Source organism: Endozoicomonas ascidiicola (assembly GCF_001646945.1).
GTDB classification, from domain to species: domain Bacteria; phylum Pseudomonadota; class Gammaproteobacteria; order Pseudomonadales; family Endozoicomonadaceae; genus Endozoicomonas; species Endozoicomonas ascidiicola.
In genome coordinates this window covers 64596-81419 of sequence record NZ_LUTV01000006.1, presented here as the reverse complement: position 1 = coordinate 81419, position 16824 = coordinate 64596, and the positions used below count along the sequence as shown (strand labels likewise).

At 48.8% G+C, this 16824-nt stretch carries 11 protein-coding genes; 6 read left to right on the top strand and 5 right to left on the bottom strand.

Going from position 1 to position 16824, the window contains the following annotated elements:
* Positions 1-56: 56 nt before the first annotated feature.
* The 3 genes from gatB to gatC are packed head-to-tail and all read right to left on the bottom strand — an operon-like array spanning position 57 to position 3306.
* Positions 57-1505 (bottom strand): Asp-tRNA(Asn)/Glu-tRNA(Gln) amidotransferase subunit GatB, encoded by a 1449-nt coding sequence (gene gatB / locus AKL11_RS17405; protein WP_067519878.1) that lies wholly within the window; start codon positions 1503-1505, stop codon positions 57-59.
* A gap of 11 nt (positions 1506-1516) precedes the next feature.
* Positions 1517-2968 (bottom strand): Asp-tRNA(Asn)/Glu-tRNA(Gln) amidotransferase subunit GatA, encoded by a 1452-nt coding sequence (gene gatA / locus AKL11_RS17400; protein WP_067519877.1) that lies wholly within the window; start codon positions 2966-2968, stop codon positions 1517-1519.
* A 50-nt stretch (positions 2969-3018) separates the two neighbouring features.
* Positions 3019-3306 (bottom strand): Asp-tRNA(Asn)/Glu-tRNA(Gln) amidotransferase subunit GatC, encoded by a 288-nt coding sequence (gene gatC / locus AKL11_RS17395; RefSeq protein ID WP_067519876.1) that lies wholly within the window; start codon positions 3304-3306, stop codon positions 3019-3021.
* A gap of 596 nt (positions 3307-3902) precedes the next feature.
* On the opposite strand from gatC, the gene AKL11_RS17390 reads away from it, so the two are divergent.
* From AKL11_RS17390 to AKL11_RS17365, 6 genes are all read left to right on the top strand, one after another.
* Positions 3903-4940 carry a rod shape-determining protein gene (locus AKL11_RS17390; RefSeq protein ID WP_067519875.1) on the top strand — a complete coding sequence of 346 codons (1038 nt, stop codon included), beginning with the start codon at positions 3903-3905 and terminating at the stop codon, positions 4938-4940.
* A gap of 85 nt (positions 4941-5025) precedes the next feature.
* On the top strand, positions 5026-5925 hold the full coding sequence (gene mreC / locus AKL11_RS17385) for a rod shape-determining protein MreC (protein ID WP_095210475.1): 900 nt from the start codon (positions 5026-5028) through the stop codon (positions 5923-5925).
* On the top strand, positions 5922-6407 hold the full coding sequence (gene mreD / locus AKL11_RS17380; RefSeq protein ID WP_067519872.1) for a rod shape-determining protein MreD: 486 nt from the start codon (positions 5922-5924) through the stop codon (positions 6405-6407). The genes mreC and mreD overlap by 4 nt, the downstream gene beginning before the upstream one ends.
* 23 nt (positions 6408-6430) lie before the next feature.
* Positions 6431-7018, top strand: coding sequence for a Maf family protein (locus AKL11_RS17375; protein WP_067519870.1), 588 nt, complete (start codon positions 6431-6433; stop codon positions 7016-7018).
* Positions 7019-7245: 227 nt separating this feature from the next.
* Positions 7246-8721 (top strand): ribonuclease G, encoded by a 1476-nt coding sequence (gene rng, locus AKL11_RS17370; protein WP_067519869.1) that lies wholly within the window; start codon positions 7246-7248, stop codon positions 8719-8721.
* Between the two features lie 118 nt (positions 8722-8839).
* Positions 8840-12790 carry a YhdP family protein gene (locus AKL11_RS17365; protein ID WP_157673637.1) on the top strand — a complete coding sequence of 1317 codons (3951 nt, stop codon included), beginning with the start codon at positions 8840-8842 and terminating at the stop codon, positions 12788-12790.
* Between the two features lie 18 nt (positions 12791-12808).
* Here the strand turns inward: AKL11_RS17365 and AKL11_RS17360 are convergent, their stop codons facing one another.
* Both AKL11_RS17360 and AKL11_RS17355 read right to left on the bottom strand, forming a co-directional pair.
* A complete protein-coding gene (locus AKL11_RS17360; protein WP_067519866.1) occupies positions 12809-13390 on the bottom strand; it encodes a YceI family protein in 582 nt (193 codons plus the stop codon).
* Positions 13391-13771: 381 nt separating this feature from the next.
* The gene (locus AKL11_RS17355) at positions 13772-16822 is read right to left on the bottom strand and encodes an efflux RND transporter permease subunit (protein WP_067519865.1); all 3051 of its coding nucleotides are present in this window, start codon (positions 16820-16822) and stop codon (positions 13772-13774) included.
* Between the last annotated feature and the right edge of the window lie 2 nt (positions 16823-16824).

Here is a 16824-nt window from a genome sequence, read left to right as displayed (position 1 = left end):
ATTGAAAGTTGTCGTATTTACCCACCAGAAATAATCTGGCAGGTAAATATACTGCATTAGCCGTCCAGTTTCTGTTTCAAAATCTGGTTAACCATACCGGGGTTGGCTTTACCTTTTGAGGCTTGCATGCATTTGCCCACGAAGAAGCCAATCATCTTGCCGCGTTTGTCTTCTGGTGCGGCTCGATAATTTTCAACTTGTTGGGCATTGGCTGTCAGCACTTCATCGATCATGGTTTCAATAGCACCGGTGTCGGTGACTTGTTTTAAACCTTTTTTCTCGATGACGTCATCCGCTGATGTGCCTTCACCATTCCAGAGCGCTTCGAAGACTTCTTTGGCGATTTTGCCAGAGATGGTGTTGTCTTTGATGCGCTGGATCAGGCCGCCAAGCATTTCTGCGGTTACCGGGCTTGCAGAAATTGCGATGCTGCTCTGGTTCAGGGATTTGGACAGTTCGCCCATTACCCAGTTGGCAGAGAGTTTGGCATCCTGACTCACAGCTACGGAGGCTTCAAAGTAGTGGGCAGTGGCTTGATCGCCGGACAGTATTTCAGCGTCGTAATCGTTCAGGCCAAAGTCAGCGATAAAACGTGCTTTTTTCGCGTCCGGCATTTCTGGCATATCGGCTTTTAATTTCTCAAGACGACTGTCGTCAATCACCACTGGCAGCAGATCCGGGCAGGGGAAATAACGGTAATCGTTGGCTTCCTCTTTGCTGCGCATGGAACGTGCTTCACCGGTGTCACCATTGTAAAGGCGGGTTTCCTGGGTGATTTTACCGCCATCTTCCAGTACGTCGATTTGACGCTCTACTTCTTTATGGATAGCGGCTTCCATAAATTTGAAGGAGTTCAGGTTTTTGGTTTCGGTGCGGGTGCCCAGTTCTTCCTGACCTTTTGGACGAACAGAGACGTTTACATCGAAGCGCATGGAGCCCTGAGACATTTCACCATCGCAGATGCCAAGCGTGGTGACGATGGAGTGCAGCTTTTTGGCGAATGCAACGGCTTCTTCTGAAGTGCGGATATCCGGCTCAGTAACGATTTCGATCAGCGGAGTACCGGCACGGTTTAAGTCGATGCCGCTCATGCCGTGGAAGTCTTCATGCAGGCTTTTGCCGGCATCTTCTTCCAGATGTGCATGATGGATGCGAATGCTTTTAGTTGAACCATCAGCCAGAGTGATGTCTACATGACCGGCACCAACAATTGGTTTTTCCAGCTGTGTGGTCTGATAGCCTTTTGGCAGATCCGGGTAGAAATAGTTTTTACGCTCAAATACGTTAATTTTGTTGATTTCAGCATCAATGCCCAAGCCAAACTTAATGGCCATATTGATGGCTTCTTCGTTCACTACTGGCAGAATACCCGGAAGACCCAGGTCTACAGCACAGGCTTGAGTGTTAGGTTCAGCACCAAAAGCGGTGGAGGCACCGGAAAAAATTTTGGTTTTTGTGGCCAGCTGGACGTGAATTTCCAGCCCGATAACGGTTTCCCATTGCATATCTGTGCGTCCTATACCAGTGCTGGAGTGAGTGTGTGCCAGTCAGTTGCCTGCTGGAAACGATGACCAATATTGAGCAGTCGGGCTTCATCAAAGTGTTGTCCGATTACCTGCAGGCCTACAGGACGGTTGTTGGCCATGCCCGCTGGAATCGACATGCCCGGTAATCCGGCAAGGTTAACCGACAGTGTGTAGATATCCGACAGATACATTGCGACCGGGTCATTATTCATGGAGCCAATATCGAAAGCCGATGTTGGTGCGTTTGGTCCCATAATGACATCACACTCTTTGAAAGCATTTAAGAAGTCATCACGTATCAGACGACGAATCTGTTGTGCTTTGCGATAGTACGCATCATAGAAACCGGCAGACAGCGCATAAGTACCAACAATAATACGACGTTTGACTTCTTCTCCGAACCCTTCGCTGCGGCTGCGGATATAAAGATCCATTAAGTCTTTTGGATCTTCACAGCGATAACCAAAGCGCACACCATCAAAACGAGACAGGTTGGAAGAAGCTTCTGCCGGTGCGATTACATAGTAAGCAGGAATGCACAGTTTGGCATTGGGCAGGCTGACTTCTTTAACTTTGGCGCCGAGCTTTTCGTATTCTGTGATGGCGTTACGAATTTGCTGTTCAACGTCACTGTCCAGGCCTGAAGCGAAATACTCGGTTGGCAGACCGATGGTCAGGCCTTCCAGAGAATCATTCAAAGTAGCGGTGTAGTCAGGCACTTCACGATTCAGGCAGGTAGAGTCTCTTTCGTCAAATCCCGCCATGGTGTTAAGCATGATGGCGGCATCTTCGGCAGTGCGAGTCATCGGGCCTGCCTGGTCAAGGCTGGAGGCATAAGCAATCATGCCGTAACGGGATACACGACCATAGGTTGGTTTAATGCCAGTGATGCCACAGTGGGAAGCGGGCTGACGAATGGAGCCGCCGGTATCCGTACCGGTTGCGCCGGCTGCCAGACGAGCTGCCACCGCAGCGGCAGAGCCTCCGGAAGAACCACCGGGAATGGCGGTTTTATCCCACGGGTTTTTTACCGGGCCGTAATGACTGTTTTCGTTGGAAGAGCCCATGGCGAACTCATCCATATTGGTTTTGCCCAGCATCACTGCGCCAGCGTTTTTAAACTTGCTGGTGACTGTGGATTCGTAGGGAGCAATAAAATTATCCAGCATTTTGGAGCCGCAGGAGGTTTTCACACCATCGGTGCAAAACAAATCCTTGTGGGCGACTGGAATACCGGTCATGGCATCGGTATTGCCCGCTGCACGACGTTCGTCGGCGGCGTTGGCCTGGCTCAGTGCTAGCTCTTCTGTAACGGTGATAAAACTATTGATATCACCGTCCAGCTGTTTAATGCGATCAAGGTAGCTCTGGGTCAGCTCGACACTGGATATTTCACCAGAGGCCAGGGCTTGGCTCTGTTCTGCAATGGTTTTTTGATACATGGGAATCGGTCGCTTGAATACGTTGTCAGGAGCTGTGGATGGTGACCGGATTATTCAATAACCCGTGGGACCAGAAACAGTCCGTCTTCAACAGCCGGTGCGCAGCTTTGGAGTTTTTCCCGCTGATTGTCTTCGGAGACGACATCTGCTCTCAGTCGTTGAGTTGCATCCAGAGGGTTGGCCAGTGGTTCGACATTCTGGGTATCCACGGCTTGCATCTGGTCAACCAGTTCCAGAATGCTGCTGATGGTGGTGGTCGTTGCATCCACGGCATCATCGCTGATAGAAAGTCTTGCCAGATGGGCAACTTTTTGGACTTCAGAGGCATCAATGGCCATTGGCGAGCTATCTCCTGAATAAATAACCTGAAAAATTATGGTTAATGTATGGGCTGTGCAAGGATTTCTCAAGGGGAAACGGGCTTTATAGTCATCAATAGCAAAAGCAAATACCTGATGTTGTTTTGCGGTCCAGCTGCTTAGAAGCTGTTCACAATCTTTCTGCGAGCTGTAAACGATGATAAAACGCCCTGTTCTTCAGTTTTCTTCGTTACGTAGCGCCACTATGCGCCTCAAAAAACTGAAAAACAGGAACATTTTCTCCTCGTTTTTGCTATTCGCAAAAGATCATGAACAGCTTCTTAGAGCGCAATAGCAACGAATTAATTACTACAAATGGTATCAGTCGCTATACAATAGGACTGATTTTGTTGATGTCTCTTCGACAGATATTTTGAATCCATTGACAAAAGGGACGGTTGCGCAAGTGAATACCAGAAATGGGCAGCCGTTATTGTGATGTGCGTTCAAACTAAATGGCAAAGTTGTGGGTACATGCTCTCACATTGATAAATTGCTGCTTGCCCAATGCTGGCAGCATTGTTAGAGTTTCATAAATCATATTCACCACGCCTTGCATCAAGGTAATCCATAACATGCTGAAAAGGTTACGTGGCTTGTTTTCCAGCGATCTTTCGATCGACCTTGGAACTGCCAATACTCTGGTCTATGTCCGTGAAAAGGGCATAGTGTTAAATGAACCCTCCGTTGTTGCTATTCGCAATCTGGGAACCCAGAAAAGTGTCGTCGCTGTTGGCACAGATGCAAAGCGGATGCTGGGTAGAACACCTGGGAATATCACCGCTATACGTCCTATGAAAGACGGCGTGATTGCCGACTTTGACGTCTGTGAACGTATGCTTCAGCACTTTATCAATAAAGTGCATGAAAACAGTTTTATTCAGCCAAGCCCTCGGGTATTGGTGTGTGTGCCGTGTAAATCCACCAAGGTTGAGAAGCGAGCGATTCGTGAATCCGTGCTGGGTGCTGGTGCGCGGGAAGTATATCTGATCGAAGAGCCTATGGCTGCAGCGATTGGTGCGGGCTTGCCGGTTGAAGAAGCCAGTGGCTCCATGGTCGTGGATATCGGTGGCGGTACTACTGAAATTGCCATTATTTCTTTGAGTGGTGTCGTTTATTCTGAATCCGTTCGCATTGGCGGTGATAAGTTTGACGATGCCATCGTCACTTATGTTCGCCGCAATTATGGCAGCTTGATTGGTGATGCCACGGCAGAACGTATCAAGCAGGAAATTGCCATTGCTTACGCTAGCGATGATGTGCTGGAAATTGATGTTCGCGGTCGCAATCTGGCGGAAGGTATTCCCAGAAGCTTTACCCTGAATAGCACTGAAATTATGGAAGCGCTTCAGGAGTCGCTCACTGCGATTGTTCAGGCAGTGAAAAGTGCACTTGAACAGTCTCCACCAGAACTGGCGTCAGATATTGCTGAGCGCGGTCTGGTATTGACCGGCGGTGGTGCGCTGCTCCGCGATCTTGATAAGTTGATCAGTGAAGAAACCGGCTTACCCGTTCTGGTTGCAGACGATCCGCTGACTTGTGTGGCTCGCGGTGGTGGTAAGGCGATCGAAATGATGGACAGGCATCGCATGGATCTTTTATCCACTGATTGATGCAGGCGCCAATGGTTAAAAACAGCAATGCTTCTTATTGGGGTGTTGCTGTTTTTGTGTAAGCTAGCCTGGTAAGGAGCAGGTCATTAAACCGATTTTCAGTCAAGGCCAGTCGCTGGTTACCCGATTTGTTTTTCTTATTATTTTATCGCTGGGGCTGTTGTTTTTTGATCACAGCTATCGGGCTTTACAACAGGTTCGGCAATGGTTATCGGTTGCTGCTACTCCTGTTTTGTTTCTTGCTGACCTGCCCGGACGAGTTTGGGGTACGGCCTCCGAATTAGTCATGTCTCGCAGTGGTTTACTCCAGGAAAACGCCCGCCTTAAAGCCAGAAACCTTATTCTCGAACAAAAAGTCCAGAAACTGGCCTCGCTGACGGCACAGAATATCCGGCTGCGTGAATTACTGAATTCATCCGGGCTGGTGGATGAGCAGGTTCTGGTGGCTGAAGTGGTGGGTGTGGATCCGGACCCTTTCCGGCATCGTGTGGTTATCAATAAAGGCGAGATGGATCAGGTGTATCCTGGCCAGGCGATTCTCGATGCTCACGGTGTTATGGGCCAGGTGATCGAAGTCAGTCCATTGAGTAGCCGGGTATTGATGCTGACGGATCAGGCGGCAAAAATCCCTGTTCAGAATAATCGCACAAAATATCGGACGGTGGCTGCAGGTTCTGGCAGAACCGATCGGATGGAGTTGCTGCATATTCCGGTGACAGAAGATTTTGTTGTGGGTGATCTGATGACCAGCTCCGGTTTGGGGGGCATCTTCCCGGAAGGATACCCAGTGGGCGTGGTAACCGAAGTTGAACATACCCCGGGAAAAGCGTTCGCATCTATTAAGGTGCAGCCACTGGCGGAAGTGAATCGTAGCCGGGTCGTGCTTCTGGTGTTCCGGGAAATAAAAGAAATGGCGGAATTGAATCCAGATCTGAAAATCGACCGAGAGGCTGGTGGCGCGGGTAGTAAGGAAGACGAACCATGACACAGCAGCCAAATGCCCACTGGGTGGTGTGGATGACGCTGTTAGCGGCGGCCATCTTCAGTATTATGCCGTTACCTGAGTGGTTGTCTCTAATACGCCCGGCCTGGGTGCCCATTGTGGTGATTTACTGGGTGTTGGCATTGCCAGATCGCTTTGGTTTGTTCTTTGCCTTCATTACCGGGCTGTTGCTGGATGTTTTTCAGGGCAGCATGTTCGGTCTCAGCTCTCTTGGGTTGCTGGTGCTGGCATTTGTAGTGCTCAGTATGCATCGACGGCTTAGATTGTTTCCCGTGTGGCAACAGGCATTTATGGTGTTCCTCCTGATCGCTTTCTATCAGATCTTGCTGGTGTGGTTGCGCAGTGCCCTGGGTGGTACGATTCCGTCGGTTTGGTATTTATTGCCTTCAATTTCCAGCGCGTTGATCTGGCCGTGGATGATGTCCGGTTTGCGTTTTTTAAGACGTTATTTCCGGGTTGTTTGATACCGTAAACCCATAGGTTTGTGATGATTTATCTAGCCTCCCAATCCCCCCGACGTGCTGAATTGCTCCAGCAAATTGGTGTTTCTTTTCAAAAGATAGTTTGCTCCATTGATGAGACACCAATAGCTGGAGAACGCCCTTCTGACTATGTGTTGCGTATGGCTAAAGAAAAAGCCATCGCCGGATGGCAGCGGCTATTGCATTCGAAAAAGGAAAAACGGCCACTACTGGCATCGGATACAACCGTGGTATTTGATGGGCAGATTCTGGGTAAGCCAGAGGATGAAAACGACGCTCGTCGAATGTTGCAGCTGCTATCGGGTCAGAAACATCAGGTAATGACCTCGATTGCTTTGTCTGATGGAGAAAGGGCTGTTTCTGAGGTGGTGACTACAGAAGTTGTCTTTAATGACCTGACTAATCAACTGATTAATGACTATATTGCCTCTGGCGAGCCTTTTGATAAGGCAGGCGCTTACGCTATTCAGGGCTATGGTGCCGTGTTGGTGGCCAGTATTGCAGGGAGTTTTTCAGCGGTTGTTGGCCTTCCTTTGATGGAAACGGCAAGGCTGCTGTCAGAGTTCGATGTGCCCGTATGGTCTAACAGTTAAGCAATTGTTAGGCAATTGTCAGGCAATTAATTGTTGAAGAATAAAAAACAGGTAGGGAAATGCTGTTATGATCTAATACTGTTGCAGCTTAAAATAGCTGCGCAGCCCATGCTTTAAAAGCAGAAATGGTATGCAGCCATCTGGCGGTGTATTGACCAATGCGTCCTTGTAGCGATGTGAACGAAAGGAAATATTGGTCAATGCATTAAAAGGATAGAGGGACTGGGATGAGTGAAGAAATTCTTATGAATATCACCCCCATGGAATCTCGGGTGGCTCTGGTTGAGAACGGGGTACTTCAGGAAATCTATGTGGAACGATCTCGCAGTCGGGGGATTGTGGGGAACATATACAAAGGCAAGGTTGTTCGTGTGCTGCCAGGCATGCAGGCGGCTTTTGTTGATATTGGTCTTGAAAGGGCGGCATTTATTCACGCCAGTGAAATCTCGCCACGACAGGAAAAGCACAACGACGACGTTCAGGAGCGGCCGATTTATGAATTGGTTCATGAAGGTCAGTCTCTGGTCGTACAGGTCACAAAAGATCCGCTAGGTACTAAAGGTGCCAGGCTGACCACGCATATCTCTATTCCTGCCCGGTATCTGGTGCATATGCCCAAGAATAATCATGTGGGCATCTCTTTACGAATTGAAGATGTTGAAGAGCGGGAGCGGCTTCGGGAGTTGGTGGAGTCGTGCCTGAAAACACCAGAAGGTGAAACCTGTGGGGGTGGTTTTATTCTGAGAACGGCCGCTGAAGGGATTGGTGCCGATGAAATTGGTGCGGACATTCTGTTTTTGCGCAGGCTCTGGGAATCGGTTGAAGAAAATATTAAGCAAAGCAAAGCGCCGGCCAATGTGTATGAAGACCTGCCTCTGCATTTGCGAACCATGCGTGACCTGGTGAACCCTGATATCGAACGGATTCGAGTAGATTCAAAAGAGACATTTGAAAAAGTATCAAAGTTTGTGAAAAAACTGGTACCGGAAATTGATGGTCGGGTGGAATACTATTCCGGTGAGCGACCGATCTTCGACCTCTTTGGTGTTGAAGATGAAATCAACAAAGCGTTAAGTCGAAAAGTCCAGTTGAAATCCGGTGGTTATTTGATTTTGGATCAAACCGAAGCCATGACCACCATCGATGTGAACACCGGCGCCTTTGTTGGCCATAGAAATCTCGAAGAAACCATTTATAAAACCAACCTTGAAGCGGCCGTGGCGATTGCCCGTCAGCTACGTCTGCGCAATCTGGGCGGTATTATTATTATCGATTTTATCGATATGGAAGACACGGAGCATCAGCGACAGGTGCAGCGGGCTTTTGAAAAAGCCATGGAGCAGGATCACGCCAAAACCAACTTTACCGGTGTCAGTGAGCTGGGGCTGGTGGAGATGACTCGCAAACGAACCCGGGAATCCCTGGAGAATGTGCTTTGTGAATCTTGTCCTACTTGCCAGGGACGTGGCACATTAAAGTCGGCAGAAACCGTCTGTTACGAAATTTTCCGGGAAATTCTCCGGGCTGAGCGCGCCTATGACGGTGACGGCTATATGGTGCTGGCTTCTGAGGCTGTCATTGATCGCTTGTTGGAAGAAGAGTCCAATAACGTGGCTGACCTTGGGGAGTTTATCAAGAAGCCCATTCGTTTCCAGGTGGAATCAATTTATACTCAAGAGCAATTTGATGTAGTGCTGGTATAAACCGTCATTCTAGCGGTAAAATTACCTATTCGTTTCTTTCCTACTGCCTGTTTCTCAGGCAGTTTTCGTTTTAACTCAGGGCAGGGCCACTTTGTTAAATAAGATTGTGATGTGGCTGATGAAGTGGAGCTGGAGGCTTCTGTTTACCGGGCTCACCCTGTTGGTGATTTTTGTTGCCCTTGGCAGGCTTTTATTCAGTAGTTTGCCGAACCTTCAACCAGAACTTTCCCGATTGGTTGAAGAGCATCTGAATGCAGAATTGCAGTTGGAATCTGTTGTTGCTCAATGGAATGGCGGAGAACCGTTGCTTTCGTTTCGTGGCTTGGAGCTGCAAGGCGAAAAGGCCGAATCTGCGGGTTTTCGAGTTGATCGCTTTGATATGGAGCTGAACCTCAGAGAAACCTTGTGGAATCGCTCTCTGGTATTTAATGCCCTTGAGATTCAGGGCGCTTATCTTGATCTGGTGAAAGGCGATGGTGCTCGCTGGTCTATGTCCGGTATTGAAAGCATCGCCGGATCCTCCTTGAGAACCGAAAAGACGACACCGAACAATGGCAAGCTGCTGCGATGGCTTTCTTTGCAAAACATGGTGGATATTGAAAATGTTCGTCTGAACCTGCAAAGCCCTGATGGTGAGCAGCAAAGTATTGTTGGTCGCTATCTGAGGGTGCTCACGGATGATGAGCAAAAAGATCTGCAAGCCAAAGTTGAGGTGGAAGAGGGCTCTCTGGAGATAAACGGCAGTGGATTTCTTTCGGTTGCTTCTAATAAAGCGGGTTTCCATCGCTGGCAAGGCAAAATCAATGCGGTCGATCTGGATGTTGAACAACTCTGCGTGCTCTGGTCCGGCTGTGAGGACGGCTTGCGCAGTGCTGTGGTGGCAGCTGATTTGCAATGGCGCTTTGATGGTGGTGCCTGGCAGGTGCAGGGTGGATTATCGATGCCTTCGCTGGTCTATCAGGATCGGTTTAATAACGAAAGTCGTCTGGTGGCCAGTACCGAGTTATTTATGCAGGGGCAGCAGTCCTCCTACTTGAGCACTCATTGGCAAATCTGGTTGAACAACGTTCATTTAGAAAATTTCCTTAGTGATGGCGGTCATTATCAATGGAGCAATAATTGGTATCTCACCGGTGGTCGACAGGATGATTATACGATCACAGTTGCCACAGAAAATCTGAACCTTGATCTGCTGAAACGTTTGGTGGTGGATGTTGCTCCGATGCCAGCAGGAGTGACAAACTTGATTGACACCTTAAACCCTAAAGGTGATTTGCAGGATTTGGCGCTCCGTATCTTTCCCTCCCGGCAGCCCTTTGATTTTGATTTAAGCGCAACACTCAATAATATTTCCGTTGATGCCTGGCAGGGAGCACCTTCCGGGGGGAATGTCAGCGGCCAGTTGAGAATGAGTTTGCTGAAAGGCTACCTGGATTTGGACAGTGAAGATTTTCAGCTGGGCTTTCCTAAGCTCTTTCGTGAAACCTGGCACTATACGACGGCAGATGGACGAATCTATTGGGATGTTGTGGATGATGTGTACGTTCTGAAATCCAACGACCTTTCATTAACCGGTCCGGAAGGCGATTTGAAAGGCCAGCTTCGTCTTGATATTCCGCTAACTGCTGAGGTCGGCGATTCTCTTGACATGGCGCTAACCGTTGGCATGACCAATGGTGATGCGCGGCATACCGGTAAATATCTACCGGCGCTGATTCCTATGGACGCAGGTTTAGTGCATTGGCTCGATACCGCCATTAAAAAAGGCGATATCGCCTCCGGTGGCTTTATCTATAACGGCGCGTTAGTGGGCGTCGATGGTCCTCTGGATAACCGATGGGGGTTGTTTTTCGATCTGCTGGATGCTGATCTTCAATACGCACCTGAATGGCCTGTAATTACTGGCCTTAAGGGTGACGTGTTTGTCAATGATGATCAAGTGGAGGTGATTGCCAGCCACGCGGAATCTGCCGGCGGTCAACTGAAAAACATTCACGCTCTGCTACCCCTGAACGAAGGGTTGGTGCTGGATATTAATGGTCTGGTTAAGGGCGATGGTAATACCCTGAAGCACTTTCTGACCAAAACGCCCATCAATGAATTAATGCAGGGCGCTGCTGAACAGTGGCACTTGAATGGCGCTTTGGAAGCCGAGTTAGGTTTGTCATTACCCCTGAATAATCTGGGTAGTTCGATCGTTGATATCCAGTCGCAGGTCACGGATTTTGAATTTGGCCTGCCTGAGCAGGGCATTCATATCAGTGATATTCAGGGTGATGTATCCTTTAACTCGACGACAGGTTTCTTTTCACAACAGTTGTCTGGCAATCTGTTTGATGAGCCAGTCAAGGCAATCATCAAGTCCACTATCAAGAAGTCCACTATCAACTCTACAGAGGATGAGCAAACGCCTCTGTTGACGACCATAGATTGGTCCAGCCGAATATCCGTTACCAGCTTGCAAACCTGGCTGGATCAAGATTGGTTGAGTTTATTAGAAGGCGCTGCAGACTATCACGGCCAGCTCGATATTCATTATGATGGTGAAGGCATTGCACTGACGATTGATAGCAATCTCAAGGGTATCGAAATTGAATTGCCCGCGCCGGTTGGTAAGTCAGCCGATGTCGCTTCATGGTTTAACCTGTCACTGACTCAGGGCACTGAACGAGATAGCTTGAACGTGTCTCTGGAAAATATGGGACAACTTGCCATGGGGATTGGGAAAGGTTTTATTCCGGAATCGGCGCTGATTACTCTGGGTAATGATCAATTAGGGACGCTAAAATCGGATCTGCCGGATGATGGCCGGTTTGTTATTACCGGGTTGTTGCCACAGCTGGATCTGCTTCCCTGGAAGGAGGAGTTTTCCGGGCAGCCTGGCAAGCCTGGAGAGCAACAACTTGCCTCCCGGGTAGAAGTGGACAATGTACGCATTGGCTCCCTGACTTACGGAGATAACCAATTCTCCGATGTTGCCGTTTCATTACAACAATCGGTACCGTATCAACATCATGTGGGTATGCAGATTGGTTTTGATAGTCAAATGGCTAAAGGTTTTGTCTGGATTCCCAATCAGAATTCCACACCATGGCGTCTGAATGTGGATCATTTCTACCTGGCTGAAGCGGATAGTAATGCGACTGAAAAAATAAACGACGATGAGCGTGAATTGTTAGACCCACTGGCTGAGGTAAATCCAGCAAACCTGCCCAATGTGGATGTCAATATTCAACATTTTCAGATTGGGGATCGAGCACCGGCCAAAGCGGCTTTCAAACTGCGCCATGCTCAGGATGGCCTGAAAGTGAATGATCTTCAGGGCACGCTATCGGGTTTAACACTCAGTGGTCTGGCAGACTGGATTGAAACCAATGGTGAGCAACGAACATGGGTTCAGGCATCGTTGAAAGGCCCGGAAATTCAGGAACTGCAAAAAGCACTGGGCTTTTCCGGCTGGCTTGAAGCGAAAGAAAGTCGCATTACCAGCAACCTTAACTGGGAAGGTTCACCGGCGGGCATTGGAGTGGCTTCGCTTAAGGGTGATATTGATCTGGTGTTTAAAAAAGGGCGTTTAAAGAAACTGGATGCGTCCTCAGAAGCGTTGAAATTGTTTGGCATCTTTAATACAGAAACCCTGGCTCGGCGTTTGAAGTTGGATTTCTCTGATCTGTATTCGTCAGGTGTCAGTTTCGATAAATTAAAGGCCAACCTTAAGTTTAATCGAGGTGTCATTACCTTTAACTCACCCATGGAGCTGGAAGGGCCATCATCCAACTTTAAGCTGGATGGCACGGTTGATACACGTCAAGAGACGCTTGATCTCAGCCTGGTTGTAACATTGCCGGTGTCGTCGAACCTTCCGATTCTCAGCGTATTAATGGGCACAGCACCACAGGTAGCAGGCATTATTTATCTTGCTGATAAGCTGCTGGGCAAGCAGGTGGATCAGCTGGCCAGCATCAGGTATCGGATCAAAGGCTCGTTCGATGATCCGAATATGACACTGGACGGTTTATTTACCAATAAGCCAAGAAAGAGTCAGGAGACGGAGCAGGCTCTCAAATAGCCTGCTGAATACCCCGCTTTACTGATTTTTCTTAAACAGTAATTTGAAGGTGATGGGAACAGACGTTGATATGCTTTTTACGCCTGCAAGATCGATCAGGGCCTGAATACCGGATAAAAGACCAAAGTCTTCCACATTCAACAGTACTGGTTTGGTGTTAGTAACCAATACCGTGTCTTGATCAAGCATGGTAACGTTGACGTTTTCTCTTAAACGTCTGGTTTTGCCATTCAAGGTTACCTTTGCCGACACCCTTTCATTTTCTGAATGACCAACACTGAGGCGTTGGAAAATGTTTTGGCCAAGGTGAATCTCCACATTTGCAGTTGGGTTCTTGGTAACGTTAAAGAAAACATTTCTCAGGCGGTTATCCCGTTTTTCAATATCCGTATTCAAGCTGGCAAGGTCAATGGTCAGGCTTGCTTTGCCGTCTTCTTTGGATACCTGGGCATCAAAAGATTCAAACCTCCCGACGGTGCCGACTGAGGATGCTTTGATAAACGTGAAATAAAACTTCGACTGCTTCTTCTCCAGTTGCCATTGTGCATGGGCGCTGGTGATAAACAAAAGGGGGAGCAGACAAAGCAGAGACCGAAACATTATAGGATTTCCATTATTATCGTATTTTTTATAAACGTCGAATGCATCCTATCGTTTTAGGCAGTCGCTTTTCAATGGTTGAAATATAGACGGTGCTTGTTAAGGGGAGTAGAAGGGAAGAAAGTGCCGTCATTCCCGCGAAGGAGGCTGTCGCAAAACCCCATACTTCTCGTTCCCATGCTCCGCGTGGGAATGCATACCTCTTAATTTTCAAAGAGATAGATGTATGGGTTCCCACGCAATACCCAAAGGGCATAAAAGCATGGGAACCAGAGCTTTTGCGACAACCTCGAAGGCGGGAACCCATCGTTGTCAATGGATCCCCGCCTTCGCGAGGATGACGATGGTATGTTCTTGCTCGCTACTTCCCTTAAACATTTTTTAGACAGTTTCAGCTTTTACGCGGAAGAAAATAGCGTAGAACAGTGGAATAACCACAAGCGTCAAAATGGTCGCAAACAACAAACCAAACATGATAGTCACTGCCATGCTCTTAAAGAATGGATCTATCAGCAATGGTGCCACGCCCATAATGGTCGTTAAAGCACCCAGCAGTACTGGTCTTGCACGGCTGATGGCGGCATCAATAATCGCAAAATACGCGGCTTTGCCTGCATTAATTTCAGCATCAGCCTGATCAACCAGCACAATGGCGTTTTTCACCATCATACCAATCAAACTCAGAAAACCGAGAATGGCCATAAATTCGAACGGCGTCTGAAATAGGATCAAACCGGCAGTCACACCCACCAGAGCCAATGGCGCGGTTAGCCAGATAACCAGTGGTTGACGGATGGCGTTGAACATAAAGATCACCGCAAGGATCATGGCTGCAAAGCCATAGGGTGCCGAAATGGCCAGACCTTCGTTAGCGTCTTTGGAGGCTTTGTATTCTCCATACCAGATCAGCTCATAGCCCGCAGGCCGTTCAATGGCTTCAATTTTACGGCGTACATTATTGAATGCGTCACCAGTGGCAATACCCGGTGCCGGGTCGGCTTGAACCAGAATGGTTGGCATACGATTGATGCGACGAAGAATAGCGTCCTGATAAACGACATCAACAGCATCAATCAGCTGACTGACCGGTATGTACTGTTGAGTCGTTGGGCTAAACACTTCGGTGTTTTCGATGGCACGACGATGGTTGCGTTCATCTTCTGGTGCACGTATCACAATCGGAATCAGATCGTCGCCTTCCCGATAAACACCCACGTTACGGCCAGAAAGGGTTTGCGAGATAGCCTGATTGATTTCTCGCGTGGTGAGACCGTATCGCTGGGCTTCGTCTTCGAGATACGCCGGACGCAATACCGGCATCTGCTGTCGCCAGTCATCCTGAACAGCGATCAGGTTGCTGTCGTTTAGCATAATGGCTTTAGCTTGCTCTGCCAGTTGGCGCAGAACATTGCTGTCCGGACCTTTGAAGCCAGCCTCAATCTTTTTACCGCCACCACGGCCGAGCATAAACTTCCACACTTTAATGGACGCGTCGGTGTATTTGGCATCCAGTTCGGCCTGAAGTTCGCCAAGCAGAGGCGCTATTTTGGTGTAGTCATCAATATCAATCAGCAGCTGACCATAACTTGGGTTACGAGCTTCCGGTGCATAGGTGAGCATAAAACGAAGACCACCGCCGCCTATAAAGCTGGTGATATTGCTGATGCCTGCTTTGACTTTCACGTCTTGTTCTATGCTGGCAACAATGGCTTCAGTGCGCTTGATATCACTGCCCTGGGGCAAATAGACATCAACAACAAATTGAGGCCGCTGAGATTCCGGCATGAACCCAGGTGGTACAAATTGCACGCCCCATAACGTGATAGCCATGGTAGCCAACAGTAAACCGGAGCTGATCAGTTTATGGTTCAGAACCCAGATTAACAGCGCTTTGTAGGCAGACACCATACGACCGGGTTGCTGTCCTGCTGTTGTCGTCTTTACCTTCAGGAAATCATGGCAGAGCATGGGCGTAACGGTGACGGCAAACACCCAGCTCAGGAGCATGGAGTAGAGAATGACCCAGAACAATGAGCCGGCATACTCACCCATATCCGACGGTGACAGGCCAATAGCGCTGAATGCGCAGATGCCCACCACGGTTCCGCCCAATAATGGCCATTGAGTGGATTTAACAATTTCGGAAGCCAGCGCCATGCGGTCTTCGTCTGGGTTTTGTTGAAGACGAACCAGAATACCGTCAGTCACCACAATGGCATTATCTACCAGCATGCCCAGGGCAATAATCAGAGCACCGAGTGAGATACGCTGCATGGCGATATCTTCGATCAGCATGATGCAAAGGGTACCAGCAACCGTTAGCAGCAATACAAATCCGATAATAATGCCGGAGCGCAACCCCATAAACAGCAGCAGTACCAGAAACACAATGGCAACCGCAGCAATCAGGTTATCGATAAAATTGGCAACGGAATCACGAACAGAATCGGACTGCATGGAGATGACGTTCAGCTCCATACCCAGTGGGCGTTGCCCTTCTAATACTGCCAGTCGAGCTTTCACCGCATCGCCCATATCCACAACGTTGCCGCCAGTGATGTTGGAGATACCAAAGCCAACCGCCCGCTCGCCGTTATAGCGCATCAGCATGGAGGCGGGTTCCTGATAGCCTCGCGTGACATCCGCAATATCGCCCAGTTTCAGAACGGTGTTGTCGTTACCTACAACGACTTGCAGATTCTTCAGATCATCAAATGAATCAATAGCGGATGATGGGATGACCGGAATCCGCATGGAGTCGGTTTCCACAGTGCCTGCAATGGTGACCAGATTTTGTTTTTGAATGGCCTGCAGCACTTTTTCTACTGACAACCCAAAACGAGCCATACGCTCACTGGAAATCTCAACAAAAATCGCTTCTTGCTGTTCTGCCAGGGTCGTTGTTTTCGCAACGCCGGGTACGAGAACCACTTCACGGCGCAGGGTATCGACATAATCCTGCAACTGCTTATCGGTAAAACCTTCGCCGGTGACGGCAAAGAACAGAGCGTACACATCGGAAAAATCATCATTAACGATGGAAGCCCCGGCACCGGGCGGCAGTTGTCGTTGAACATCACCAATCTTACGGCGCAGTTTGTCCCAGACCTGCTGAAGATCTGCGGAGCTGCTGGCAAACTCCAGCTTAATTTCAACGGTGACTTCCGACATGCCCTGTTTGGACACGGATTTCACCTCTTTCAACTCTTGAAGGGTTTGTACAGCACCTTCGATGACATCGGTGACTTCGTCAGCCACTTCTTGAGCAGTCGCTCCGGAGTAGGGCGTGTTGATCACCGCTTGGCGAATAACAAACTCCGGGTCTTCAAAACGCCCTAGTTTTAAATAACTGATGTAGCCGCCGATCAGCGTCAGGGCGATGATCACCCAAATGCTGGTTCGCTTGGCTATGGTATAGCGTGCGATATCCATGG

Bases quoted from the DNA above. Each gene is read 5' to 3' on its own strand.
- AKL11_RS17375 (WP_067519870.1), top strand. From the start codon at position 6,431: ATGATTTATCTAGCCTCCCAATCCCCCCGACGTGCTGAATTGCTCCAG.
- rng (WP_067519869.1), top strand. From the start codon at position 7,246: ATGAGTGAAGAAATTCTTATGAATATCACCCCCATGGAATCTCGGGTG.
- gatA (WP_067519877.1), bottom strand. From the start codon at position 2,968: ATGTATCAAAAAACCATTGCAGAACAGAGCCAAGCCCTGGCCTCTGGT.
- AKL11_RS17365 (WP_157673637.1), top strand. From the start codon at position 8,840: ATGAAGTGGAGCTGGAGGCTTCTGTTTACCGGGCTCACCCTGTTGGTG.
- AKL11_RS17360 (WP_067519866.1), bottom strand. From the start codon at position 13,390: ATGTTTCGGTCTCTGCTTTGTCTGCTCCCCCTTTTGTTTATCACCAGC.
- gatB (WP_067519878.1), bottom strand. From the start codon at position 1,505: ATGCAATGGGAAACCGTTATCGGGCTGGAAATTCACGTCCAGCTGGCC.
- gatC (WP_067519876.1), bottom strand. From the start codon at position 3,306: ATGGCCATTGATGCCTCTGAAGTCCAAAAAGTTGCCCATCTGGCAAGA.
- AKL11_RS17390 (WP_067519875.1), top strand. From the start codon at position 3,903: ATGCTGAAAAGGTTACGTGGCTTGTTTTCCAGCGATCTTTCGATCGAC.
- mreD (WP_067519872.1), top strand. From the start codon at position 5,922: ATGACACAGCAGCCAAATGCCCACTGGGTGGTGTGGATGACGCTGTTA.
- AKL11_RS17355 (WP_067519865.1), bottom strand. From the start codon at position 16,822: ATGGATATCGCACGCTATACCATAGCCAAGCGAACCAGCATTTGGGTG.